The organism is Nostoc cycadae WK-1 (assembly GCF_002897135.1).
In the GTDB taxonomy this organism is placed as follows: Bacteria; Cyanobacteriota; Cyanobacteriia; order Cyanobacteriales; family Nostocaceae; genus Nostoc_B.
The window spans coordinates 43,143-67,472 of sequence record NZ_DF978427.1 but is presented as its reverse complement, the minus strand read 5'-3'; the positions used below and the strand labels follow the sequence as shown (position 1 = coordinate 67,472).

Here is a 24,330-nt window from a genome sequence, read left to right as displayed (position 1 = left end):
TGATGCTTTAGTTGTCTATGCTATTTCACGAAAATAATGAAATAGATCCCAGTTCTGAAAGCCTTACTGCATCTAAGTTTTTATAGCAAATTGCCAGAGTGCAATTGCACACTTGGTATGAGATGACGCAGCATTAAAAAATTGAGTGCAACACATCTTAGCAATTGCTTATATTTCACAAAAGGATAATTGGGTAAAGTTCTGGTTAAATTTAGTCGTTTTGACGTTTATAGCATTTCACTAATCTAAGCCCCAGCAATACCTATTTCTATGTCTTTTGATATAAGGTTGTTTGATTTTTAGATATTAAAGTGAAAGATTAATTTCAGATAGAAACTTATAGCAACTGAGCAAGAACTTGTTTGAACGTGATGATTTTGGAGAAAATAACTCCTATAGCGATCGCACACAATTTACTCGACAAGATCGATTTAATTAAGCTTTCAGCGTTTGAAGATGATATCGTATAGTGAAAGCAAAATTTCCACCACAATCAAAATCACTACATACCACTCTACTCGTTGGCTACTACTATGCTGCATAAACTCCAGTACCGTTTGTGCAGTTTGGGAAATTAGCTCTAGTTTGCGTTCCAAAGCATTGTGACGCTCACGGATTTCATATTCATCCTCTAAGCGCAGATATAAATTTTCTAACTGTGGAGATTCCCAGAGTAACTCTGGCTTATCGATAATCTCGACACGACCTACTATCTTATGTTGAACTAACAACGTTGTTCCTAGTTGACGCAGTAATTCCCGACTCTGCCGCCGACTTCTGTTTTCACGCTGGAGACTGGCAGCAAACGGTTCAATTTGATCGAATACTGCCGCTAGGCTAGTTTCATAATGAGACAGCACAACACTTTTTGCAAGAACATCAGCCACTATTTGCAAGCGTTCTACACTCAATTCACGCAGAAAAATTTTTCCTTCCTTGACTCGTTCACTCTCCACAATGTTGAGATGAACTTCCACTTGTTCTGTCTCAGGTTGGCTAAAACAGTCATGAACTAGAGAAGATAGCTGGCTCAAGAAGGTTGTATTTTCTACAGGATTAAGGTTGAACAGAACAACTACACCATAGCCCAGCAGTACAGCACAACCACACTCACCTACTTTCACCATTATGGGCATAGTTGCCAAGCAATCATAATTTTCTAATTTCTGTAGATCAATCTTTTTGCCAAGAAATAGGGCTTGCGCTTTAAAGCTATCTGTATTACTAAAAAGGAATTTCTGCATTGTTGCCCTATGCTATGTTTTGCCTATTAATCTTTAGTGTTGGCGGCGCAATTGATCAGGTCTTGGTGGAGATTACCACAATCTCAGTTGATCAATCAACCTCTTCAACACTGCTAATAAATGCGCTGGTATTGTGGTAGCTACCTTGTCTCTAAGTTGTGGCAAGAATAATGAGTCCTTAAAATTCCTTTAAAGTTTTCCGTATAGTTTTTTTAACCTATTGTCAGTAGTATAAAAATTCATATATTGCCACCCACCTTGTTAGCTAATATCTGAGTGTACAAATATTTTGTTGGGTTTTGTGAGAAACTCTACTCTTAATCAAAGTATCAAACTGTCAAATAAAATCAAAAGTTACCATGAACAAACAATTATTTAACTACAAATACTCAATTATTCCTCTATTAGGTACTTTAATTGTTAGTAACGGATTTTCCGGGAAAGTATCGGCTCAAAATATTCCTACTTTAGATACTACTGATTCTGTTACTGTCACTGTCACCAATCAAGAGTTTCCTCAATGGGGATATTACACGGTGCGAAGAGATTTACGCAGATGTGCTTCTCCAATATGCGGTGGATATTTCATCAAGCAAGTAAACTTGAAAGCTACTCCTTGCTTAGATGGTGTTTTTCGTGACGAATGCTATGTGTCTGCAATAGATTGGAGTTCTCTAAAAGTATCACCATTAGAAATGGTAAAAATTCAAAATGATGATAGTAGTCGTCTGCTTCTCAGAGGAAATATCATTCCAGTGACATTGCCCGGATTTGGTGAGTTTGGGAATTTGAGAGTAAAAGAAGCCTTTGTAGCTGCTACAAATACCCCAGCAAAAGGTACTTTTGTCGCATTAAAAGACAATGGTATTCGCTGTATCACTACTCCTTGTTTCTCCACAAATCAACTGATTTTGAATAAGCCGAAGATTTCTCAAGTCTCGTCAATCGATTTGAGTCAAACGGGTGCAACGCAAAAACAACTTGATGCAGCAACAAGCGAAATTTTTGGTAAAGGTTTGATTGCTGTAGGTAGAACGGAGGTAGTAGAAAACGTAGATCCCACAAAGAGAGGTACTCAGTTTGTGGGTACGCAACTGTATCTGAGAGTGAACCCAAAGTAAAGGAATGTTGGTTAGCTCAGATAATATATAATTACCAAAATAGACAAGCGATGTTGGGAGCGATCGCACTTTAACTGGTCGCTTATTTTAGAACTAAGTATTGATTGACATAGAGCAGTCAATCAATACACAGACTAGTTTTCCTTAGATGCAGTATCGCCAGGCCCAGCCGTGACAATGACTACATTTTCTGGCTGAATTAAGTCTTTGATAACTTGTTGAATTTGAGCCATATTTACAGCTTGAATGCGTCGCGGAAATTCGCGGATTTCGGCGGGAGAAAGACCCAAAACAGCATTATTTAAAATGATGCTGGCAACTTCGCTGGGATTTGCTAATTCTACTGGGTAGCTGTTAGCAATGGAACGTTTAGCAGTATTTAATTCTGCTTCAGTAATGCCTTGTTCGCGTAACTGCTTGAGTAAAGCGAGGGTACTAGCGATCGCTTTTTGGGCATCTGTAGGCGCAGTTTGCATTTCAATTAAGAATGGGCCAGGATTGATACCAGCCGCAAAACCACTGTAGATACCATAAGTCAAACCGAGGCGATCGCGCACTTCTGTACCCAAACGGCTAGATAAAGTATCACCGCCTAAAATTTGATTCAACACCAAAGCAGCATAGAAACGGGGGTCTTTACGAGAAATCCCGTTGTAGCCAATGTAAGTTACAGCCTCAGCTTTACCAGGAATCACTTTATTCAAGCGGGTGGAAGTTTTTGGGAGTGAGACTTTGGGTAAATTCAACGCAGGTGGTTTACCTTCAGCTTGCCATTTTGCAAACGCCTGATTCAACAAATCTTTGACCTTCACCGGGTCAAAATCACCCACTAAAGCCAGTGTCGTTGTATCTGGACGATAATGTTGACGATAAAAACTCAACAAATCATCACGAGTAATAGCCTTTAAACTCGTATCTGTGGAAAAACTGTGAAAAGGATGATTTTCTGGGTAAATTGCTTGTTGGAATACGCGCCTTGCTAAAGTACTGGGGTCATCTAACTGTACTTGCAAACTCGTTAACGCCCGTTGACGACTCAGTTCTAATTGGTCAGCGGGAAAATTAGCATTCTGCAACACATCTGCCAAAGTTTGAATTAAGATGGGCAAGTTTGCCGAAAGTCCTTCACCACCAATGCTCACACCTTCGCGGCTGGCGCTAAAATCTAAACTGGCTCCCCTATCTTCTAAAGTTTGAGCTAAAGCCAAAGCATTTTTAGTTTGGGTTCCATTCATTAAGTTTTCTGCGGTGAGAATGGCGAGTCCAGCTTTTTGATTACCATCAAACTCAGTTCCCGCATCAATTTGACCACTAATGTTAATGGTGGGAAGACTGCGGTCAGGTAACAGTAAGACTCGCAAACCATTGGCTAAAGAAAACTGCTGTGGTAGAGGTTGTTGATTAGAGACCGTAGATGAAGTAGCTGGAGGTAAATATTTCGCCAGTTCGGCTGGGTCTACAGGTTGACCAGGGCTAAAGTTTTCCACAGTCCGACCAGAACCACTACTAGAAGTTCCGGCTTGACCATCTGGTTGAGTTGGTTCAAAAAAGCCGATGGTTTGTTTAGCGGGAACAAGGTAAGTTTTTGCTACTCGTTGCACATCCTCTGGTGTAACTTTGGCGATCGCCGCTAAATAGCGTTCAATATATTTATAGTCTCCCGCTACAGTTTGGTTATACCCCAACTGACTAGCTTGGCTGCTGATATCTTGATTACCTAAGACAAACGAAGCTTGCAGTAACGTCTTCGCTCGGTTTAACTCTTCTGCACTCACTCCCTTTTGTTGTAATTCTGATAGCGATGTTTGCAGAACTTGGGCAATTTTCTCTAGCTTTTGACCAGGGGCGGCTGTCGCCTCAATTTCATACCAACCCGGTTCAATTAATTCTGCCGCACTTCCACCCACAGAACTAGTCAGACCAGATTCTACCAAAGCTTGATAAAGTCTAGAACTGCGTCCCCCGGTGAGAATTGCATCCATCACATCAATTGCAGGTACATCAGGATGCTTGATATCTGGTAAAGGATACACAACATGCAAAAGTGCAGCACTTCCCGGTTCTTTTAAAACTATGGGAGTTGAAGGTTTGGGTTTTTGACCATTGACCCCTTCCGGGTTCGCCAGTCGCTCATGGGGGAAACCCCCAAGACCGCGCTGGTTCACCCTTGACCCTTGACCATTGACTCTTGATTCTTGATTCTTCGCCAACTTGCCAAAACTTTCTTTCACCGCCTTGAGTACAGGTTCCGTGGCAAAATCCCCTGTAATTACCAAAGTCGCATTGTCAGGACTGTAGTAAGTTTGGTAATAATTCCGCACCTGCTCTACAGTAAATTTTTCCACATCTGCTTTTGTGCCACCTACAGATAAACCATAAGCCCGATTGGGAAAAGCCGCCTGCATCACCGCCCGATTTAAACGGTAGCTTGGTGAATTTTCATACCCTTGCAACTCAGAAATCACAACACGCTTTTCACTGGTGAGTTGTTCAGTGCCAATCAAAGCATTTTTCATCCGGTCTGCTTCTAAAATTAGCAGTGCTTGGAGTTTATCTCGTTGCACTGTGCCAAAATAAGCTGTTTCGTCGTAACTAGTAAAAGCATTAAACTGACTACCCAAAGCACTAAACAAACGGCCAAACTGTACTGGACGTTCTTTAGTACCTTTGAACATCAAATGTTCTAGTTGGTGAGAAATACCACTTTCCCCTTTACCTTCGTTGCGTGAACCAACTTTGTACCATACTTGCACACTCACAACCGGAGCAGTATGGACTTCTTTAGTTAACACTGTTAAACCGTTGTCTAATACCGTTTTTTTAACTCCTTGGGTAAAGGATAGTCCGGAGACAGGCGCAACGGCGACTGGTGTCACCGCATTGATCACATTACCCGAAAAAGGTATAAAACTCAGAAGAAAACTAAGTAAAAATGCTAAAAACATCTTTGAGCGTCGCTGCATAAGCAAATTAAAATGCGAATTTGTAATTCTTAAAGGCGATTCTAGCGAATCATTGGGTCAGTTGCTTTAAACCTCAATTTTTCCTTTATCCAGTCGCACAGACGAGAAATAGGGGCAAAATTAGGCGATCGCTTATTATACTTACAACCAACGTTGTTGTTTAGCAAAGGCAATACTGCTCAAAACAATTAGTAATATCACGCTAATTACAACTGGATATGCCCAAGCTTGCTCTAACTCTGGCATATATTTAAAGTTCATTCCATAAAAACCAGTAATGAAGGTGATGGGTAAAAATACAGTAGAAAGAATTGTTAACCTATTAATGCGTTCACTGGTTTTGCTGGCAATGTTATCCCGTTGAATTTCCATTAATTCTGACATCCAAGCTCGTAAAGCTTGGTATTCTTGCCAGAGATGATCAATTTGATAAACTAACTCTTGATTGAATAATGTTTTAACTGGCAGAGTAATCCATTGAAAATCTTCATAATTCATCATTGCTAGAAGTGACTTGAGATTTTGAAAATTCCGCCGCCCAGAGCGAGTAGATTGCCTCATGGCGGCAATTTTATGATAAGTTGTTTCATCACCAGAATTGGCGAGAACTTCGTCTTCTAAATCATCAAGTTGTCTAGAAATATAATCAAATACACTATGATAATTATTTAAAATATCTTTAAAAATCAAATATAAAATATAATCTACTCCCCAGCTTTGAATATCTATGTTTTGCTTTTGGATGTTATTGAGTAATATAGTTAAAACTTTGATTTCTGTAATTTCAAAAGTAATAATAAAGTTACGACCTAATACAATACTCCCTCGCGCTACCTGAAACTCTCGATTTTTGAGTTGATGAGTGAGAATTTCATAGCCATCAAATAGACAATCTTCCATATCTTCATCAATTCCTGTGAGGGAATGGTTAAAAATCATGTCGATGCGAGATGGATCAAGTTGAAAGTGGTTAATAATTTTAGCGGTTCCGGTGCGATCGCGAAAATGAATACAGCGTAACCAGATATTCTGAGAACCATCAATCTTTTTTAGTATCGGCTCAACATCTTTACTAGAGAATAACTCTAGGTGATTCTGAGAAAATGTCAACAGAGTTAGCATATAGCGTTCCTAATTCAGTTGTGATCATTACTCACAAAGCAATTCTATTTCTCCTAGCGGCAACAGAATTTTGCCTTTAAGCGAGCATCACAACGACTCATGTTTTCCATAAATATCATGAATTCGTTGATGGCGCATGGCAGATATTTAACAATTGAATTAAATTGAGATTTATCACTGACTAGGCGAGGTTCCCTCATCAAAGGGACGCACAATAGCAGGTTCAGGCGTGACTTCTGGTTGAAAAATTGCTTGCAATGCTTGTTCTAGGGTTTGCGCCATGACAATGCGGTTTTCATAAGCTACAACTACCCGCACTAAGGTTGGTAAACTATTCTGAGTGGCTTCTAAATATATTGGCTCGACGTATAATAATGATTCTTCGATGGGAATGACTAACAAATTTCCTTGAATTGCTCTTGAGCCTTGACGATTCCATAAAGAAATTTGCTGAGAAATAACTGGATCTTGGTTAATGCGTGCTTCAATTTGTTCTGTCCCGTAGATGAGGCGTTGTTTAGGAAAGATATATAAAAGTAACTTACCGTAGTTATCGCCATCTGATCGCGCCGCTAACCAAGCAACTAAATTTGTCCGCTGTCTGGGAGTGTAGGGTAAAAGTAAGATAAATTCTTCAAAAGGAACAGTAGGCAAGCTGGTAATTAAATAATACGCCTCGACTGGTCGCGCTTTATCACCATAAATTTCGTTAGGGATTTGCCATTGGTCTTCGCGGTTGTAAAATACTTGCGGGTCAGTCATGTGATAAGTAATCAACCGTTCCGCTTGAATTTGAAAAAAGTCGGCAGGATAGCGGATATGATTACGGATGGTAGCTGGCATGGCACTAAGAGGTTTAAACATCTTGGGAAAGATGTTTGCCCAAGTTCTAATTATGGGATCGCTGAAGTCAGCAATGTAAAAATTAACAGTACCGTTGTAGGCATCAATGACTACTTTAACGGAGTTGCGGATATAGTTAATGCCTTCATTATTCGGGTCAGAATAAGGATAGCGATCGCTAGTGGTATAAGCATCAACAATCCAATATAGATAATTTTCTTTCCCAGGAAACCCGTAACCAATACTAGGATCAGCTGCGACTAAGTAAGGGTCACTATCAAATTTGAGAAAAGGTGCGATCGCCCGAATCCGTTGATTGATATTCCGCCGAAATAATACTTTTGTCTCTGGCAAAAAGTCGCGAGTGAAGAGCATTTGCCAATCTTTTAAATACATAGCAAATAACCCGCGTCGCCATACACTACCAATCGAAACGCCGCCTATACCATCATAAATGTTGTAAGCGTTATCGCTGCCACTAGGATAATCTAATTCTCTAACTCTAGTGCCAGTCATCACATAAGTGTTAGTAATTTCACCGTAATAAATTCGCGGTAAACCAATAGGAATGCTATCTCGAATAGCGTTACTAGAAGTAGTGAGAGCGCCATTAGCATTACCAGCAATATCTTTGACAAAATATTCTGGTAGTCCCCCCGGTGCAACTGTATTCACTGGACTGAGGGTAAATCCATAGCCATGCGTATAAATGAGATGTTGGTTTACCCATGTCTGCGCTTGTTGGGGTACAGCACCATAGTCTAATTCCCGCGCTGCAATTAAGACTTGTCGCCGTTCTGTTAATTCTGTTGGTTCTTTGGTTGGTACTATTGGTGTTTCCGGAGCAGATGGCCGCTGCGAAATTGCTTCAGTTTCTAGAGTATACCGATCAATATCAGCATCGGGAAAGCGATAGTAAGGACGAATTTGTTGCAATTGGCGGTTCGTTTCTAAGAGTGGACGCTGATCCCAAAGACGAATATTGCGTATTGTTAAGTCATTGGCTCTCAGATCAGCTTCAGTTAAGGTTCCTTGGGGGTTAAAGGTTCTCGCGTCAATAGCTTCTAAATCAAATGCTTGGCGAGTTAAAGCAATAGTTCGTTTAATATAAGGTTCTTCTCGCTGTAATTCGTTTGGCTGAACGACTAAATACTGCACCACCGTCGGGACAATAACCCCAGCAGTGACAGCTACCAGCAGATAAACCCCCAACCCGTACACTACCCAGTGACGATAAAGAGATTTTGGTCGCCAAACAACAGTGCGTCCCAACAGGTAAAATGCGATCGCCACTGCTAAAACACACAACACTGTGTAGGCTGGTAACTCTGTTTGCACATCGGTGTAGCTGGCTCCGTAACTCACACCTTGTCGGGAATAAACTAGTTCGTAACGACTCAGCCAATAACTTAGGGCGACGACTAGCATTAACAAGCCACCCATCCCATACAAATGACGTTGCTGTGGCGATGAAAATCCAGGAAAAATTCCCTGACTTAAACTATCAGCGGAGAGCAGATACGTCAGGCTAACGGCGACGAACCCAAATAAAAATAAACCCATTAACCAAAGTTCTATCAGTTCCCAAACAGGTAGGGAAAAGATATAGAAGTTGATATCTCGATTAAATAAAGGCTCGGAGTAGTTAAAAGCAGTCGGATGCAAATATTGGAGGATTTTTGACCAGTTGTGGTAAATTATCCATCCAAATAAGACACTAAATACACCAGCGATCGCCGTTAACAGCCAACGAGGATAAATTACAATAGCGATCGCAATTCCTACCACTAAGCCAACATACAAAACCTGAGTAGTAATTTGCCTACCTAATTGCCAAATTGTCTCTAGTCGGAACAGGGAAATTACAGGTAAACTAGTCTGGTTTACAGAAGACTGCCAATAAGCCAAAGCAATTTGACTGTAGTGCGTCAGCATTAATCCAATTAACAAGCTGAATACCACAACTATTGGTAGTAACCAGCGTAATTTGATAGGTAATACGCCTGTATAAGTTATCTGACTGTTATCATATTTTGCATACTGCGGACTCAGCAGGTTTTTAAACTCTGCACTCAGTCCAGCTTCTTCGCGCTTAACTTGGTCAATTTTCAACGATGAGGGATATTTTAGCCGCTGTGCTAACTCTAAATTTCCCCATAAGTAAATAGCACTAATGGCTGCAACAAATAATACTAAACTAAACTTAGTTACTACCCTTAACAAGAATACTTGCAGATAGCCAACTTCTTGAAACCAAAAAATTTCTGCTCCTAGACGGGAGGCTACATTCAAAAACAGCCACAGCCCTAGGAGTATTATGAACAGTCTCAAGCACCATTTCCAAAGCATTTTGTGGCAGCCAATTTATTGCTCAAGGAAAGTATGTCATAAGTCGTAACTATATTTCCATAATCTGAGAATGGGGAAATTTCCGCATCTCTCTGAGATGATAAATTCTCAAAATGCTGGAAACTCTGCGCCTCGGTGGTTTTTTATTTCACGCAGAGGCGCAAAGGCGCAGAGAGGAGGGGGAGTTTTTTACAACCCGGCGACAATTTGCTGTACTCGTTCTACACTGGGATTATCTTGTTTTTGCGAGTAGAGTTTCATTGCTTGTTCAAAAGCGAGTTTAGCTTCTGGTTTCTTTTTCAAAGCTAATAAAGCATTACCTTTATTTTCATAAGCTGCGGCATAATTGGGATCTCGTTGAATAATGCGATCGCAATCTTTGATAGCATCCTCATATTTTTTGCGATTAAACCGGGCTAAACTGCGTTGATAATAAGCTTCGATATAGTTTTCATCAATCTCAATGGCGCGGTCAAAATCTTTAGTTGCATCTTTATGTTGGCTAATAGCCGAACGGGCGAGGCCACGATTTAAATATGCCCAAGCCCAACTATTAGAATTATCAATAGCTTTATCATAATCTTGAATAGCACTTTGATAATCTTGCAGGGCAAAACGCGCTAAACCTCGGTTATTGTAGGCTTCAGCAAATTTAGCATTGATTCTAATAGCTTGGGAAGCTTCGGTAATGACCGTGGCATAATCTTTTTGAATGCGATGAATTGTGGCGCGTCCGTTATAAGCTTCTGCATTGTTAGAGTCGAGGCGAATTGCTTGGTCAAAATCAGTTAACGCGCTGGCATAATCATTCTGCTCGATGCGAGTTAGGCCACGATTGCTGTATGCTTTGGCATAGCTAGGGTCAATTTCAATAGCTTTATTATAGTCAGCGATCGCAGCTTGATAGTTTTTTAATTTACTCTGAGCAAAACCGCGACTGGTATAGGTTTGAGCATCTCTAGGATTTAATTCTATCGCTTTGTTGTAATAGGCGATCGCGTTTTGATATCTTCTTTTACTACTGAGTGTATTTCCCCAACGGCTGTAATCTCCAGCATCAGCGCGAATATTGTTAGGTAGGCTATCGACATCAAGATTTGCGCCTCTTAAATCTGCATTGTCTAAATTAGCGCTATTTAATTTGCTACCAATCAAATCTGCACCTTGCAAATTCGCATTGTAGAGGTTAGCATTTTGCAAATCGGTATTGTTCAGTCGGGCATTACTCAAGTCAGCATTTTGTAAGTTTGCATAACTGAGATTGGCATTTTTCAGTTCTACACCCCTCAAGTTATAACCATTCAAATTAACTCGACTCAGGTTAACCCCATTCAACGACACCCCACGGAAGTTAAAATTTCTCAAATCTGCATTACTTAAATCAACACCATTGAGATTTACTCCCTGGAGGTTGACATTATCAAATCGCACACCCCGCATGTTAGCATCAGTCAAATTTGCACCATTTAAATTAGCACCACTTAAATCCGCATTTGTTAAATCAGCACGACTTAAATTAGCATTTCGCAAATCTGCGCCACTTAAGTTAGTGCTACTCAAGTCTGCATCACTTAAGTTTGCACTTACCAAATCAGCCCGAAAGGCGTTAGCACGAGACAGTTTAGCCTTACTTAAATTAGTGTTACGCAAATTAGCGCCACTCAAATCTGCGTTACTTAAGTCTGCACCACCCAAATTGGAGTTAGATAAATCAGCCCGCAGCAAGTTTTTCCAACTAAAATTTGCCCCACTTAAGTCACATTTTGCACAGTTGTTAGTATCTATTAACTGTTTGACATGTTCCGGCTTACTAGCGTAAACCGGAATTGTCATTAACAGTGGAGTTAAAAAGGTCAGAGTTATCAAAAACTGCTTTAGATTTTTTGCTTTAGTAGTCTCAGTAAATTTTCTTAGCATCCGTCACTAATCCTCAAGCTGCTTCTAACTTTTACAAGCTCAAAACCTAGTATTACGGATAAACTCAGCGCTATCTTTGTTCCTGAGTACCACTTGGCGCTACTCTGCGCTTACCCTTGCGCCCTTTGCGTTTCAATTTCCACCCTCAGATGACAAAATGTAAAAACCCTGCTCAATATTGAACAGGGATATGTAAATTTTCTTTATTAAAATTCTCAGCATTCAACCTAGAACATATTCATAATCGTAATCACACTTACACTGGTTAATATAACCAAAACGCCCATGAATACAGATACACCTAGTTGGTTGGGTTTAGAAGTGTTCATTTGTGTAAATTTCCTTAATTATTATGCTTTGTTTAAGAATAACAATCCCCGTATAAATATCTAAGAAAGTCAGGTAAAACTTAAAATAGCGCAATGCTTCTTAGTAAATACTGTTGTAAGTGCTTACATATCAGTAGGAAAAATCGCTGAAACTAACCAAGCTAGTTTTTATGGTTGTAAAATTACTGTTGACAGCGATCGCAAATAACACTCAACAGTTAACAAAAAAACTATGTTGTGTCATTAATTCTCATTTTTAACCATTAACGATTAATTTTTATGATTAAAATCCTCCACCTTTCAGATATCCACATGGGAAGTGGTTTTTCCCACGGTCGAATCAATCCAGCGACTGGATTAAACACGCGTTTGGAGGATTTTGTTAATACCTTATCGCTGTGTATTGATCGCGCATTAACTGATCCTGTAGATTTAGTAATATTTGGTGGGGATGCTTTTCCTGATGCGACACCACCGCCTTATGTCCAAGAAGCTTTCGCCTGTCAGTTTCGTCGCCTTGTAGATGCAAATATCCCCACAGTCTTATTAGTCGGAAATCATGACCAACATTCCCAAGGTTTGGGAGGCGCAAGTTTAAATATTTACCGGACTTTGGGTGTACCAGGGTTTATGGTAGGTGATACGTTAAAAACTCATCATATCCAAACCCGCAACGGAAAAGTCCAAGTAATTACTCTCCCTTGGCTAACTCGTTCGACATTAATGACGCGCCAAGAAACCGAAGGTGTGTCTTTAGCGGAAGTCAATCAGTTATTAACAGACAGGTTACAAGTCGTTATTGAAGGCGAAATTCGCCGCCTTGACCCAAATGTACCAACAATATTATTAGCTCACTTAATGGCTGATAATGCAACTTTGGGCGCAGAACGCTTGCTGGCGGTGGGTAAGGGTTTTACTTTGCCGTTGTCTTTGCTGACGCGACCTTGTTTTGATTATGTCGCCTTGGGACACGTACACAAACACCAGAATTTAAATAAACATAACAACCCGCCAGTGATTTATCCCGGAAGTATTGAACGGGTAGATTTTAGTGAAGAAAAAGAAGATAAAGGCTATGTGATGATTGAACTGGAGAAGGGAAAGACAACTTGGGAATTTTGTCCTTTACCAGTTCGGAGTTTTCGCACCATTGAAGTAGATATATCCAAAGCCGAAGATCCCCAGGGGGCGATTTTGAAAGCGATCGCCAAATATGATATTCAAGATGCAGTAGTGCGATTAATTTATAAATTGCGTTCCGAACAGTTAGATGTAATTGAAAATGCTGTCTTACATACTGCCTTAAAATCAGCCCACACCTACACCATTCAACCAGAACTACTCAGTCAGTTAGCCCGTCCCCGCGTTCCCGAATTGAGTGCGAGTAGTAGTATTGACCCAATGGAAGCATTGAAAACCTACTTAAATAATCGTGAAGACCTTAAAGAAATTGCTGCAACTATGCTAGAAGCTGCGGAAAAGTTGCTATCAGATGATGTAGAAATTTGGTTAGAAGGTGCAGCTGATTGATATGTAGCAAAATAGTCCTGCTCATACCAAATATGCCAAGTAAATCTGATTTTCTCATAGCTTACGATATGAGACTGAAACGGCGATCCAATCAGTTTAAAGGATCACCGTGCCTTTACTCTCTGTCTTTAAACAACAACAAAATTCACCAACTTGCCAGGGACGACAATTACCTTTTTAATCTCCTTACCTTCCAGATGACGTTGCACAACTTCTGATTCACGGGCGTATTTCTCCAACTCTGCTTTATCTGCTTGTGACGGAACTTGAATATCAGCCCGCTTTTTGCCGTTGATTTGAATTACCAAAGTAATTTCATCAGCAATTAGAGCAGCCGCATCAAACGCTGGCCAAGTTTGGGTGTGAACTGAATTTTTATTACCTAATAAATGCCACAATTCATCAGCAATGTGTGGTGCAAAAGGAGCCAGTAACGCCACTAAACTTTGAATTCCTTCGGCATAAATTGGCGAATTTTTACAGTCGCTATCAGTCAAAGAATTACTCAACTTCATCAATTCTGAAATAGCAGTATTGAATTGATATTCATCTTCTAAATCTTCAGTGACTGATTTAATGGCTGTGTGAATTGCCCGACGTAATTCTTTTTCTGGTTTACTTAAATCAGCGAGTTGAGCTTGCTTGCGAGATACCCCAGCCGCCGCATAATCTGTTACCAAGCGCCACACGCGATTTAAAAAGCGGAATTGTCCTTCCACATCGGCTTCATCCCATTCCAAATCTTTTTCTGGTGGCGCTTTGAATAAAATGAACATCCGCGCTGTGTCTATACCATATTTAGAAATCACATCTTCCGGTGCGACACCATTACCTTTAGATTTGGACATAGTAGCGTACAGACGTTGTAATGGTTCTCCTGTTTGGGGATCGCGGGGGTCAGCGGGGTTAACCAAATGGGAAGGAACCCATTTATCTTTGCCGCCTTTGTTGGGATTCATATAAGTTAAACCCTGCACCATTCCTTGAGTTAACAACCGCGCAAAAGGTTCATCAAAATTCAACAAGCCGCGATCGCGCAATACTTTAGTAAAGAACCGTGAATATAATAAGTGCAAAATTGCGTGTTCAATACCGCCAACATACTGGTCTATGGGCATCCAGTCGTTAGTTTTGGCAGGATCAAACACTTGCTGTTCATTCTTTGCGTCGGTAAACCGCAAGAAATACCAAGAGGAATCAATAAAAGTATCCATCGTGTCAGTTTCCCGCTTCGCTGGTATACCGCAAGTTGGACAAAGTACATTTACCCAGCTTTCTAACTGCGTCAACGGTGAACCACCACGTCCTGTAAATTCGACTTCTTCCGGTAACTGTACTGGTAAATCTTGGTCTGGGACTGGCACAATTCCGCAGTTCGGACAGTGAATCACTGGGATGGGTGCGCCCCAATAACGTTGTCGGGAAATTAACCAATCTCGCAAGCGGTATTGGATGCGTTCTTTGCCAAAACCTTGTTCTTCGGCATATTTGACGATCGCAGCTTTCGCATCAACTGAATTCATCCCCGTAAACTGACCGGAATTAATTAAAACTCCTGGCTCAGTATATGCACTGTCATAATCAATCATGATTAACGGTGGCTCTTCTTGCTGGAAGTCTACATTTGCAACTGCTTCTGGTTCTACAATTACAAACTCAATTGGCAAATTATAGTTATCCGCAAATTTAAAGTCGCGCACATCATGGGCTGGTACACCCATTACAGCCCCAGTACCATATTCGTATAGTACATAATCAGCAATCCAAATCGGCACTTCTTCCCCTGTGAAGGGGTTAATTACTCTACCACCTGTGGGAATACCCCGTTTCGGCCTATCTTCGGCGGTGCGTTCTAACTCACTTTGATGGGAAACTTCGGTAATAAAAGCGTTTACCGCTGCTTGTTGGTCTTTGGTGGTGACACGCTTGGTTAAAGGATGTTCTGGGGCTAAAACTACATAACTGACACCAAACACAGTATCGGGGCGAGTGGTGTACACACCGATTTTTTCCTCCATCCCGACAATCGGAAATTCTAAATAGGCACCAACAGATTTACCAATCCAGTTTGCCTGCATTAACTTTACACGTTCTGGCCAACCTGTCAATTTATCCAAGTCATTGAGCAATTCTTCGGCGTAGTCGGTAATTTTGAAAAACCATTGGCGCAATAATTTACGCTCGACTTTTGCACCACTGCGCCAAGAACGGCCTTCGCTATCAACTTGTTCGTTAGCTAATACAGTTTGGTCGATGGGATCCCAGTTCACCGCCGCTTCTTTTTGGTAAGCTAACCCTGCTTGCAAAAACTGCAAGAAAATCCATTGTGTCCACTTGTAATAATCTGGTGAACAGGTAGCAACTTCACTTTCCCAGTCGATAGATAAACCCAAACGCTGTAACTGTTGGCGCATTTGAGCAATATTTTGATAAGTCCACTTGGCGGGGGGAACTCCACGGTCGATGGCCGCGTTTTCTGCGGGTAAGCCAAAAGCATCCCAACCCATTGGGTGCAAAACGCGATAACCTTGCATTCGCTTGAGACGAGCAATCACATCTGTAATTGTGTAATTACGGACGTGACCCATGTGTAAGCTACCCGATGGATAGGGAAACATGGATAAAGCGTAGAATTTTGGCTTGTTGTTTTCTGTAGGGGTATTATCTAAATTCAGTTCCGACCAGGTTTTTTGCCATTTTTCCTCAATGGTGGCGGGAGAATATTTATTTAACGCAATATCATTACTTTTAGCTTTTAAATTCTCAGTCATGCTCAGTCTAATACTCAAATGTGTAATTTTCAGTGTTTGAGAGGGAGTTTTGAACGAAATTTTAGACTTAGAGTCCATGCTCAAAAATTTCTCATTCTTTATTATCCCTTTCTCTTCCTTTTATGTAGCTCAGAGTTAGGGAAGAATTAGTTTGTCATTGGTCATAGGTCATTTGTCCTTTGATGCTTGCGGACGAGTCTCTCAGTAAGTTCAGTACAGTTACAGTTAAACTCAGCACCAAAATAATTCAGAAACTATTTTTAGTCGTAACTCTAATGAGAAAACGCAAAGCTTCATTCACGGCTTGAGAATTAGGAAACATTTCTGCGACATCTGCATCTAACAAAACTGTCAATCCTTCAGGATTTTTACCATTATGTTGAAAATTTTCCCTTTCGTCATGTTCCAACACTTGATATGACTGAGGTTGTTTTATAGTTATAAGCTTGTGGGTAGATGAATCATTTAGTTTGTTAGCCAGGGATTCCCAACTATTTGCTTTAAGTTTAAAATTATCCTTTGCTTTACTTAACGTTTTAAACTTTTGTTTGAGAATTTCAACTGTATAAATTTCCTGTTGCTCGGTCTGGATTTGTTGATTAAGGTCTTCTTCAACCATATCAACTACCTCATTAATAAGCCGCTCATGATTTTCAGAAATTTGAGCAGCAGCCCCTAAAATACGAGAGGTAGCTTTTATTTGCACCTCAGTTTCTTTTTTAAGCCTATCAGCGATATTGCGAATTTGCTCTCCCAACTTTGCTTTATGTTGGTTTCCCGTAGTTGATGCTGATTTTTTACTCATAAAGGCGCTTGTTTATTCTGAGAGTATCTCTTTAATCGCCAGCCAAATGCGTTTAAACTTTTGTATTAAACCTACAGGATTACCTGTCGTTTCCTCTTCAACTGAATCAACTAGGGATTGAATTCGATCCATACGTTCTGCTACAACGTAGAGGTTATTTATAGCTTCATCCTTACTAGCCATAGATTGACGCAGCAGAACAACCATTTCAGCAATTTCTCGTTTTAATCGATCGTTCTCAGCTTTACGGCGAGTTTCCCATCCTTTAATACTAGCTTTGGAACGTCGCTCAAATTTGAGTTGTGTTTGTGCTTCATTATATAGAATCAAATAGTTATCTCGTTCAGACCTAATTTCGTTATATTTGCTCAGTAATTCAGTTGCTCTCGCTTTTTCTTCATTATAAAGAGATAAAGTGTGTTGATAATTTTTTTGCTCATCAAGATATTTTTGGTAATTTTGCGCTGCACTTTCTCTTAATTGATTAACTTCAATTTGGTTAGCTTGAATTTCTTGCTGAACTTGAATAAGTTGAGATGCAGCTTCCTCATTTTCTTCTGCACGTTGTTGCCATTGATCACGTTGGTAAATTAATTCATTGGTTTTTGCTGTTGCTTCATTATAGCGAGATAAAGCCTGTTGATAATTTTCTTGCTCATTCAGATAAATCAAGTAATTATGTGCTACTCGTTGTTTTAACTCATTTACCTCAACTTCGTAAACTTGGATTGCTTGCTGAACTTGAGTAAGTTGTAATGCAGCTTCCTGATTTTCTTTGGCTCGTCTTTCCCATTCATCACGGAGGGAAATTAATTCATTTGCTCTCGTTTTTTCTCCGTCATAAAGACATAAAGCCTGTTGATAATTTTTTTGTTCATTCAGATATTTCTGGTAACTTTGTGCCGCATATTCTTTTAATTTTTTAACTTCCACTTGGTAAGCTAGATTTTCTTGCTGAACTTGAGTAAGTTGAGAAGCAGCTTCCTCATTTTCTTTGGCTCGTCGTTTCCATTCATCACGTTGGACGCGAACAGTCTCCAATAGCACTTTTCTCTCATCACCAGTAAGTGGTATGTTTCCAGATGAATTAGTATTTTTGATAGAATGATTTTTGCGACGATCCTTGTCCGCATCTCGCATAGCCATAAAAGATGTTATAAATATTACGTTAAATATTATGTTACTATGCTTTTAATTAAGTGTGAACACTATTAATTTTTTTATTAAAATAAATAAATTTTACAAGTTTAGCTTTGCTATGAAACTGACGAAAATTAATTAAATGACTATGAATTTCATACTATTTATACTTTTGGCAGAAATTATTGAAGATATAGGAATGGAACGTGCGATCGCAGAAGGTGAAACCACTGAACTAGTTAGCCGCGACTCCATCTTTCAACTTTTGGAGCCGAAATCGTGAAACTGCTACCACTTAAAGCATCTGGGAGTCATCATGAAAGCACTTAAAATTATGGCAACGATTAACGATCAGGGACAACTAACTTTAGATCATCCGCTTTTAACTGATAAAAATAGTCGAGTAGAAGTCATTGTGCTAATCCCTGAAGAAGAAGAAGTTCTGGATAATCAATCTCAAACAGAAGTCTTGGCAGATTTCCAGCAAGCTTGGCATGAAGCCATGACTGGGCAAACTATCCCGGTGGCTCAACTGTGGGAAGGAATTGAAAGTGACTGATCAGCCTTTGATTCAAGTTGAAGCTTCGCCAACGTTCAACCGAAATATACGCACTCTTGCTAAGAAATATCGCAGTATTAGGAATGACATACAAGCTGTTATCGAACAACTTCAGCAGGGAGAGTTACCAGGAGATCAAATATCTGGTGTTGGTTATACAGTCTTCAAGTTGAGAGTCAGAAATAGCGACACTCAAAAAGGTAAAAGTGGTGGCTATCGTTTAATTTACTACGTCAAAACAGCAACAGGAATCATTTTACTGACTATTTACACAAAATCTGAACAAGTTGATATTGCCGCAGATGACATTCAGAGGATAATTACAGACTATGAGCAACGAAAGCTTACCGAGCAAGACGATATTTAAGACAATAGATAGAAATTGCTAAACCAGGAGTAGAACGGGCAATTGAGACTGATGCAGCGACAGCCACAACTTGGATAAACCAGCAACTAAAAGCCTTGGAGGTCAACCGATCATGATTGCTCAACCTGAAACCAAACGTTATACCATTGATGAGTATTTAGAATTGGAAATCGCCTCAGAAACGCGCAACGAATATTGTGATGGAGAAATAATCCCTATGACTGGCGGTACTCCCGAACATAATGAAATTGCCAGTATTTTTAATGCCGCCTTAAGAGTCAGTTTGAAAGGTAAACCGTACAGTATTTTTGTAGCGGATCAACGGCTTTGGATTCCTGAACGCAAGCTTTATACCTACCCGGATGTTATGGTTGTTCCCCGTCCACTTGAACGACAACAGGGACGGACTGATACGATTACTAACCCGGTAATGATTGCTGAAGTGCTTTCAAAATCAACCAAAAGCTACGATAGGGATGAAAAATTTTCAGCGTATCGTACCATTTCCACATTTCAAGAATATTTATTAATTGATCAATATACTGCTCATGTTGAGCAATATTCTAAAACAGACTCTCACAAATGGATCTTTACTGAATATGACGATCCAGAATCGTATATTTCACTCTCATCGATTCCCTTTGAAATTCGTTTAGCAGATATCTATGAAAGTGTTGAATTTGAGCCATAGTAGAAATTGCTAAAACAGTAGTAGAACGGGCGATTGAAACTGATGAAGCGATGGCAATGACTTGGATAAACCAGCAACTAAAAGCCTTGGAGGTCAACCGATCATGATTGCTCAACCTGAGACTAAACGTTACACCATTGATGAGTATTTAGAACTGGAAATCGCCTCAGAAACACGCAGCGAATATTGCGATGGAGAAATTATTCCTATGACTGGTGGGACACCCAACCACAACGATATTGCTGGAAATTTGTATATTTTGCTGAAATCTGCCCTAAAAAGCAAAAACTACCGGATTTTCTATGTCGATCAGCGACTCTGGATTCCTGATGCAAATCTCTATACTTACCCTGATGTGATGGTTTTGCCCAAACCCTTAGAACTTCAAACCGGACGCAAAGATACTGTGGTGAACCCCTGCTTTATCGCCGAAGTATTGTCTAAATCCACCCAAAATTATGACCGTGGCGAGAAATTTGTTGCTTATCGTACAATTTCCACCTTCCAAGAATATCTGCTGATTGATCAATACCGTATACACGTTGAGCATCACGTCAAAACAGCAGCTCATCAGTGGCTATTTTCCGAATATGACGACCCAAATGTTACCCTTTCTTTGAGTACTTTGGAGTTGCAAATTTCAATTGCCGAACTTTACGAAAATATTGATTTTTCAACCGTTTGAGTTGAATGACTAAAACAGGAGGAGAACGGGCGATAGAGGCTGTTGAAGCGATCGCAATTTTATAACTATCATATAAATGATACAATATGATGCCTCTAGAACTGTATTCTTACAGTTATCTAGTTAAAAAACACTACTTCTCCCACTTAGGAGCAATTATGACAAAGAAACATCTGTCGGCGTTAGCACATCGCACACTGGTTATCTTTGTCACTATGCTAATGTCATCGGAGTTAATGATCACTGCGGCTAGGGCGAATCATCTCTACATAGCCCAAAAACCGCAAAATACAACTCCTGAAAGGCAAAGAGCCGCCACCCAAGCTAAACAACTGCTGCAAGAAGCACAACAATTATATGAACAAGGTACAGCGACAGGGCGACAGGCGGCGATCGCCAAGTATGAAGAAGCATTAAAAATTTGGCAGCAAATTGGCGATCGCAGTTATGAGGCTACCACACTCTTAGCGATCGGCACACTTTATTACACTCAAAACGACAATCAAAAAGCACTGGGATATTTTCAGCGAGGTCTAACTATTCGCCGCGAACAAAAAGACAGTTTTGGCGAAGCAGTGATGTTGAATTCTGTTGCTAATGCTTACGCTAACTTGGGTCAACCCCAAAAAGCCCTAGAATTTTATAGCCAAGCATTGCGATTATTTCGCGCTGAAAAAAAACCTGATTTTATTGTTAATACTTTAATTGGCATTGGGGGCGTTTATTTCAATGCGGGAGAGACAAAACAAGCCTTACAAGCTTATAATCAAGCTCTGGTAATTCAACGTCAACAAAACAATTTAGATGGACAAGCCGATATTTTACAAATAATCGGCATTACTTACACTAATTTGGGTGAACCGCAAAAAGCTTTAGAGGCTTTTCAACAGTCGTTAAAAATTCAACAGACAAGAAATGATCCGAGTAGACAAGCCGATGCACTCAACTATATTGGCGTACTTTATTTATCTATTGGTGATGAACAAAAATCGCGGGAAGCTCTCAATCAATCGCTAAAACTGCAACAACAAAGTCAAGGTAATCTTTCAGGAATCGCTTTGGCATTTAACCTCAGTAAGCAAGCTGTAACTCTGACTGGAATTGCTGGTAGCTATTCTTTTAGTGAACCACAAAAATCTTTAGAATACTATAACCAAGCGCGATCGCTTTTACAAAAGGCAGGTAATCCCCATTCAGAAGCCGAACTATTAGGACAGATTGCATTAGTCTACGATAGATTAGGTGAAAAACAAAAAGCCCTTAATACTTTAAATGAAGCATTAACATTACAAAGGTTTACCAAAAATCGGGCGCGGGAAGCTTTCACCCTGGATACTATGGCTGGGATTTATGCTTCATTAGGAGATTATCAACAAGCAATTAATATTTACAATCAAGCCCTAAATATTGAACGTGAAGTCAAAGATGTGAAAGGGGAAGGCGATACACTAAAAAATATCGCTTCAGTTTATAAGTTGCTTGGTGATAATAAGGCAAGTATTGAAACTTCTAATCAAGCCCTAGAAAAATTTAAAACTACAGGCGATCGTGATAAAGAAGCGCAAACTTTAGATAATATTGGCAGTGCCTATCGCGCTTTAGAAAATTATCCCCAAGCCTTAGAATATTACAAACAAGCGCAGCAGTTACGGCGCGAACAAAATAATGTAATTGGTCAAGTCAGTGCCATCAGCGGTATCCTTCGAGTCTACGAAGCTTTAAAAGATTATCCCAAAGCCCTAGATGCAGCTAACCAAATTTTGGCATTAGCACAGCAAACAAAAAATAGCTTTGCCGAAACCAGTGCTTACGCTTTATTCGGGAGAGTTTATTTAGCAGCTGGTGATTATCAAAAAGCCTTAGATGCTTCACAGAAAGCTGCTGCTGGCTGGCAAAAATTAGAACAAAAAGAGGCTGAAGCCAACGTTATTGGTAATTTAGGCAGAACTTACAACGCCTTAAAGCAACCAGCACAAGCGATCGCCACTTATAATCAAGAATTAAAATTGCGCCAGAGCATTGGCGATCGCACCGGAGAAGCAGACACCCTGTATTATATAGCTCAGACAGAACGCGATCGCGGCAATCTCACTACTGCCCGTACCCAAATAGAAAACACCATTAAAATTGTTGAAGATATTCGCACCAACGTTACCAGCCAAGACTTGCGGACATCTTACTTTGCATCTGTGCAGAAATATTACCAGTTTTATATTGACCTGTTGATGCGGCTACATAAACAAGAACCAGCCAAAGGTTATGATGCTTTGGCATTGCAAGTTAGCGAACGTGCTAGAGCGCGTAGTCTTTTAGACTTGCTCACCGAAGCCAACGCAGATATCCGCCAAGGCGTAAACCCCAAGCTCCTGCAAACAGAACGCAACTTACAGCAACAACTCAATGCTAGAGAAAAACTCCGCATCCAACTTTTAAACAGTAAATATACGGAAGCCCAAATTCAAAATTTAGACAAAGAAACCGCACAACTACTACAACAGTATCAGCAAGTTCAAGTAGAAATTAAAAATAGCAGTCCCCGTTATGCTGCCCTAACCCAACCACAACCCTTATCATTAAAGCAAATTCAGCAACAGGTCTTAGATGATAATACCTTGCTTCTAGAATACTCCTTGGGAGAAGAACGCAGTTATCTTTGGGCTGTCAGCAACAACAACATAACTAGTTACGAACTACCTAAAAGCGCCGAAATCAAAACCGCCGTCCAAAAATTCCGTGATGCTTTAACCGCCCCATCTCAAAGAACTAGTATTGCTAGAAGCAGCAAAGCCGCGGCAGAATTATCACAAATGATCCTTGCACCAGTCGCCCAGCAACTCGGAAAAAAACGCTTGGTCGTCGTTAGTGATGGGGCGTTGCAGTATGTACCCATCACCGCATTAGCAGTCCCCAATAGCCAAACCTATCAGCCACTAGTCACAACCAACGAAATTATCTCCCTTCCCTCAGCCTCAACTATCGCCCTGCTGCGTCAGGAAGTCAAAGGGCGGAAAAAAGCTGCCAAAACCTTAGCTGTACTGGCAGATCCCGTATTTTCTGCCCAAGATGAACGCCTTAACGGTCAACCAGCAAATCGCCTAGCTGTAACTCAAGACTTGAATCTCTTTGACCAGCAACAATTATCACGTTCAGCCAGAGAAGCAGATATTGACTTTGAACGGCTACGTTTTACCCGTAAAGAAGCCGAGGAAATTCTCTCTCTCGTATCCAATAAAGAACGTAAGCAAGCCTTAGACTTTACCGCCAGTCGAGATGTCGCCACAAGTCCAGAGTTAAGCCAATATCAAATTATTCATTTTGCCACTCACGGCATTTTAAATAGCACCAATCCAGAATTATCTGGAGTAGTGTTGTCGCTGTTTGATAGCAAAGGAACACCCCAAAATGGCTTTTTGCGCCTCCGCGATATTTTTAACCTAAATTTGCCAGCAGAATTAATAGTTCTCAGTGCTTGTCAAACAGGCTTAGGTGAAGAAGTCAAGGGAGAAGGATTAGTTGGGTTAACCAGAGGATTTATGTATGCGGGAAGTCAACGTGTTGTAGTCAGTTTGTGGAGCGTTGATGACGAAGCTACATCAGAATTGATGAAATTATTTTATGCCAATATGTTACGCAAAAATTTAAAACCTGCGGCGGCGTTAAGGGCAGCACAAATAGAAATGTCACGTAATCCAAATTATGCTGCACCTTATTATTGGGCTGCGTTTACATTACAAGGAGAATGGAAGTAAAAATCATATTGAAATCAACTCTGATGGACAAAAACTGTTATAGAGTTTCCTAATCTGTTGAGGTACTTAATATATTTGCTCATGAAATTGGGCAAAACTTTGCGTCGGCAGTCGCTCATGGGGGAAACCCCCAAGATCGCGCTGC

The 24,330-nt window shown here is 40.3% G+C and carries 16 protein-coding genes; 8 read left to right on the top strand and 8 right to left on the bottom strand.

Going from position 1 to position 24,330, the window contains the following annotated elements:
• Positions 1 to 443: 443 nt before the first annotated feature.
• Complete coding sequence (locus tag NCWK1_RS11420; protein ID WP_096577986.1) at positions 444 to 1,244, bottom strand: RMD1 family protein; 801 nt, start codon at positions 1,242 to 1,244, stop codon at positions 444 to 446.
• Between the two features lie 359 nt (positions 1,245 to 1,603).
• Here NCWK1_RS11420 and NCWK1_RS11415 point away from each other — a divergent pair, with 359 nt between their 5' ends.
• Entirely contained in the window at positions 1,604 to 2,365 is a 762-nt protein-coding gene (locus NCWK1_RS11415) for a DUF6748 domain-containing protein (protein WP_103124803.1), read from the top strand.
• Positions 2,366 to 2,499: 134 nt separating this feature from the next.
• Here the strand turns inward: NCWK1_RS11415 and NCWK1_RS11410 are convergent, their stop codons facing one another.
• From NCWK1_RS11410 to NCWK1_RS11395, 4 genes are all read right to left on the bottom strand, one after another.
• On the bottom strand, positions 2,500 to 5,328 hold the full coding sequence (locus NCWK1_RS11410) for a M16 family metallopeptidase (RefSeq protein ID WP_103124802.1): 2,829 nt from the start codon (positions 5,326 to 5,328) through the stop codon (positions 2,500 to 2,502).
• 141 nt (positions 5,329 to 5,469) lie between these two features.
• Positions 5,470 to 6,450, bottom strand: coding sequence for a magnesium transporter CorA family protein (locus tag NCWK1_RS11405; RefSeq protein ID WP_103124801.1), 981 nt, complete (start codon positions 6,448 to 6,450; stop codon positions 5,470 to 5,472).
• A 174-nt stretch (positions 6,451 to 6,624) separates the two neighbouring features.
• Positions 6,625 to 9,642 carry a UPF0182 family protein gene (locus NCWK1_RS11400; protein WP_103124800.1) on the bottom strand — a complete coding sequence of 1,006 codons (3,018 nt, stop codon included), beginning with the start codon at positions 9,640 to 9,642 and terminating at the stop codon, positions 6,625 to 6,627.
• A 189-nt stretch (positions 9,643 to 9,831) separates the two neighbouring features.
• A complete protein-coding gene (locus NCWK1_RS11395; protein WP_340641198.1) occupies positions 9,832 to 11,475 on the bottom strand; it encodes a pentapeptide repeat-containing protein in 1,644 nt (547 codons plus the stop codon).
• A gap of 692 nt (positions 11,476 to 12,167) precedes the next feature.
• Here NCWK1_RS11395 and sbcD point away from each other — a divergent pair.
• On the top strand, positions 12,168 to 13,418 hold the full coding sequence (gene sbcD, locus NCWK1_RS11390) for an exonuclease subunit SbcD (RefSeq protein ID WP_103124798.1): 1,251 nt from the start codon (positions 12,168 to 12,170) through the stop codon (positions 13,416 to 13,418).
• A 128-nt stretch (positions 13,419 to 13,546) separates the two neighbouring features.
• Here sbcD and leuS read toward each other — a convergent pair whose 3' ends face one another.
• From leuS to NCWK1_RS30105, 3 genes are all read right to left on the bottom strand, one after another.
• Positions 13,547 to 16,189, bottom strand: a complete 2,643-nt coding sequence (leuS, locus tag NCWK1_RS11385; protein WP_103124797.1) for a leucine--tRNA ligase — start codon at positions 16,187 to 16,189, stop codon at positions 13,547 to 13,549.
• Between the two features lie 247 nt (positions 16,190 to 16,436).
• Positions 16,437 to 16,994 carry a hypothetical protein gene (locus NCWK1_RS11380; RefSeq protein ID WP_103124796.1) on the bottom strand — a complete coding sequence of 186 codons (558 nt, stop codon included), beginning with the start codon at positions 16,992 to 16,994 and terminating at the stop codon, positions 16,437 to 16,439.
• Between the two features lie 12 nt (positions 16,995 to 17,006).
• The gene (locus NCWK1_RS30105; protein ID WP_245894884.1) at positions 17,007 to 18,140 is read right to left on the bottom strand and encodes a coiled-coil domain-containing protein; all 1,134 of its coding nucleotides are present in this window, start codon (positions 18,138 to 18,140) and stop codon (positions 17,007 to 17,009) included.
• 136 nt (positions 18,141 to 18,276) lie between these two features.
• On the opposite strand from NCWK1_RS30105, the gene NCWK1_RS29920 reads away from it, so the two are divergent.
• From NCWK1_RS29920 to NCWK1_RS11350, 6 genes are all read left to right on the top strand, one after another.
• Positions 18,277 to 18,417: a hypothetical protein gene (locus tag NCWK1_RS29920; protein ID WP_222838785.1), complete on the top strand. Its 141-nt coding sequence runs from the start codon at positions 18,277 to 18,279 to the stop codon at positions 18,415 to 18,417.
• A 33-nt stretch (positions 18,418 to 18,450) separates the two neighbouring features.
• A complete protein-coding gene (locus tag NCWK1_RS11370) occupies positions 18,451 to 18,693 on the top strand; it encodes a type II toxin-antitoxin system RelN family antitoxin (RefSeq protein WP_103124795.1) in 243 nt (80 codons plus the stop codon).
• A complete protein-coding gene (locus NCWK1_RS11365) occupies positions 18,686 to 19,060 on the top strand; it encodes a type II toxin-antitoxin system RelE family toxin (RefSeq protein ID WP_103124794.1) in 375 nt (124 codons plus the stop codon). The genes NCWK1_RS11370 and NCWK1_RS11365 overlap by 8 nt, the downstream gene beginning before the upstream one ends.
• 112 nt (positions 19,061 to 19,172) lie before the next feature.
• Entirely contained in the window at positions 19,173 to 19,751 is a 579-nt protein-coding gene (locus tag NCWK1_RS11360; protein ID WP_103124961.1) for a Uma2 family endonuclease, read from the top strand.
• Positions 19,752 to 19,854: 103 nt separating this feature from the next.
• Positions 19,855 to 20,436, top strand: a complete 582-nt coding sequence (locus NCWK1_RS11355) for a Uma2 family endonuclease (RefSeq protein ID WP_103124960.1) — start codon at positions 19,855 to 19,857, stop codon at positions 20,434 to 20,436.
• Positions 20,437 to 20,594: 158 nt separating this feature from the next.
• Complete coding sequence (locus NCWK1_RS11350) at positions 20,595 to 24,185, top strand: tetratricopeptide repeat protein (protein WP_103124793.1); 3,591 nt, start codon at positions 20,595 to 20,597, stop codon at positions 24,183 to 24,185.
• The last annotated feature ends 145 nt before the right edge of the window (positions 24,186 to 24,330 follow it).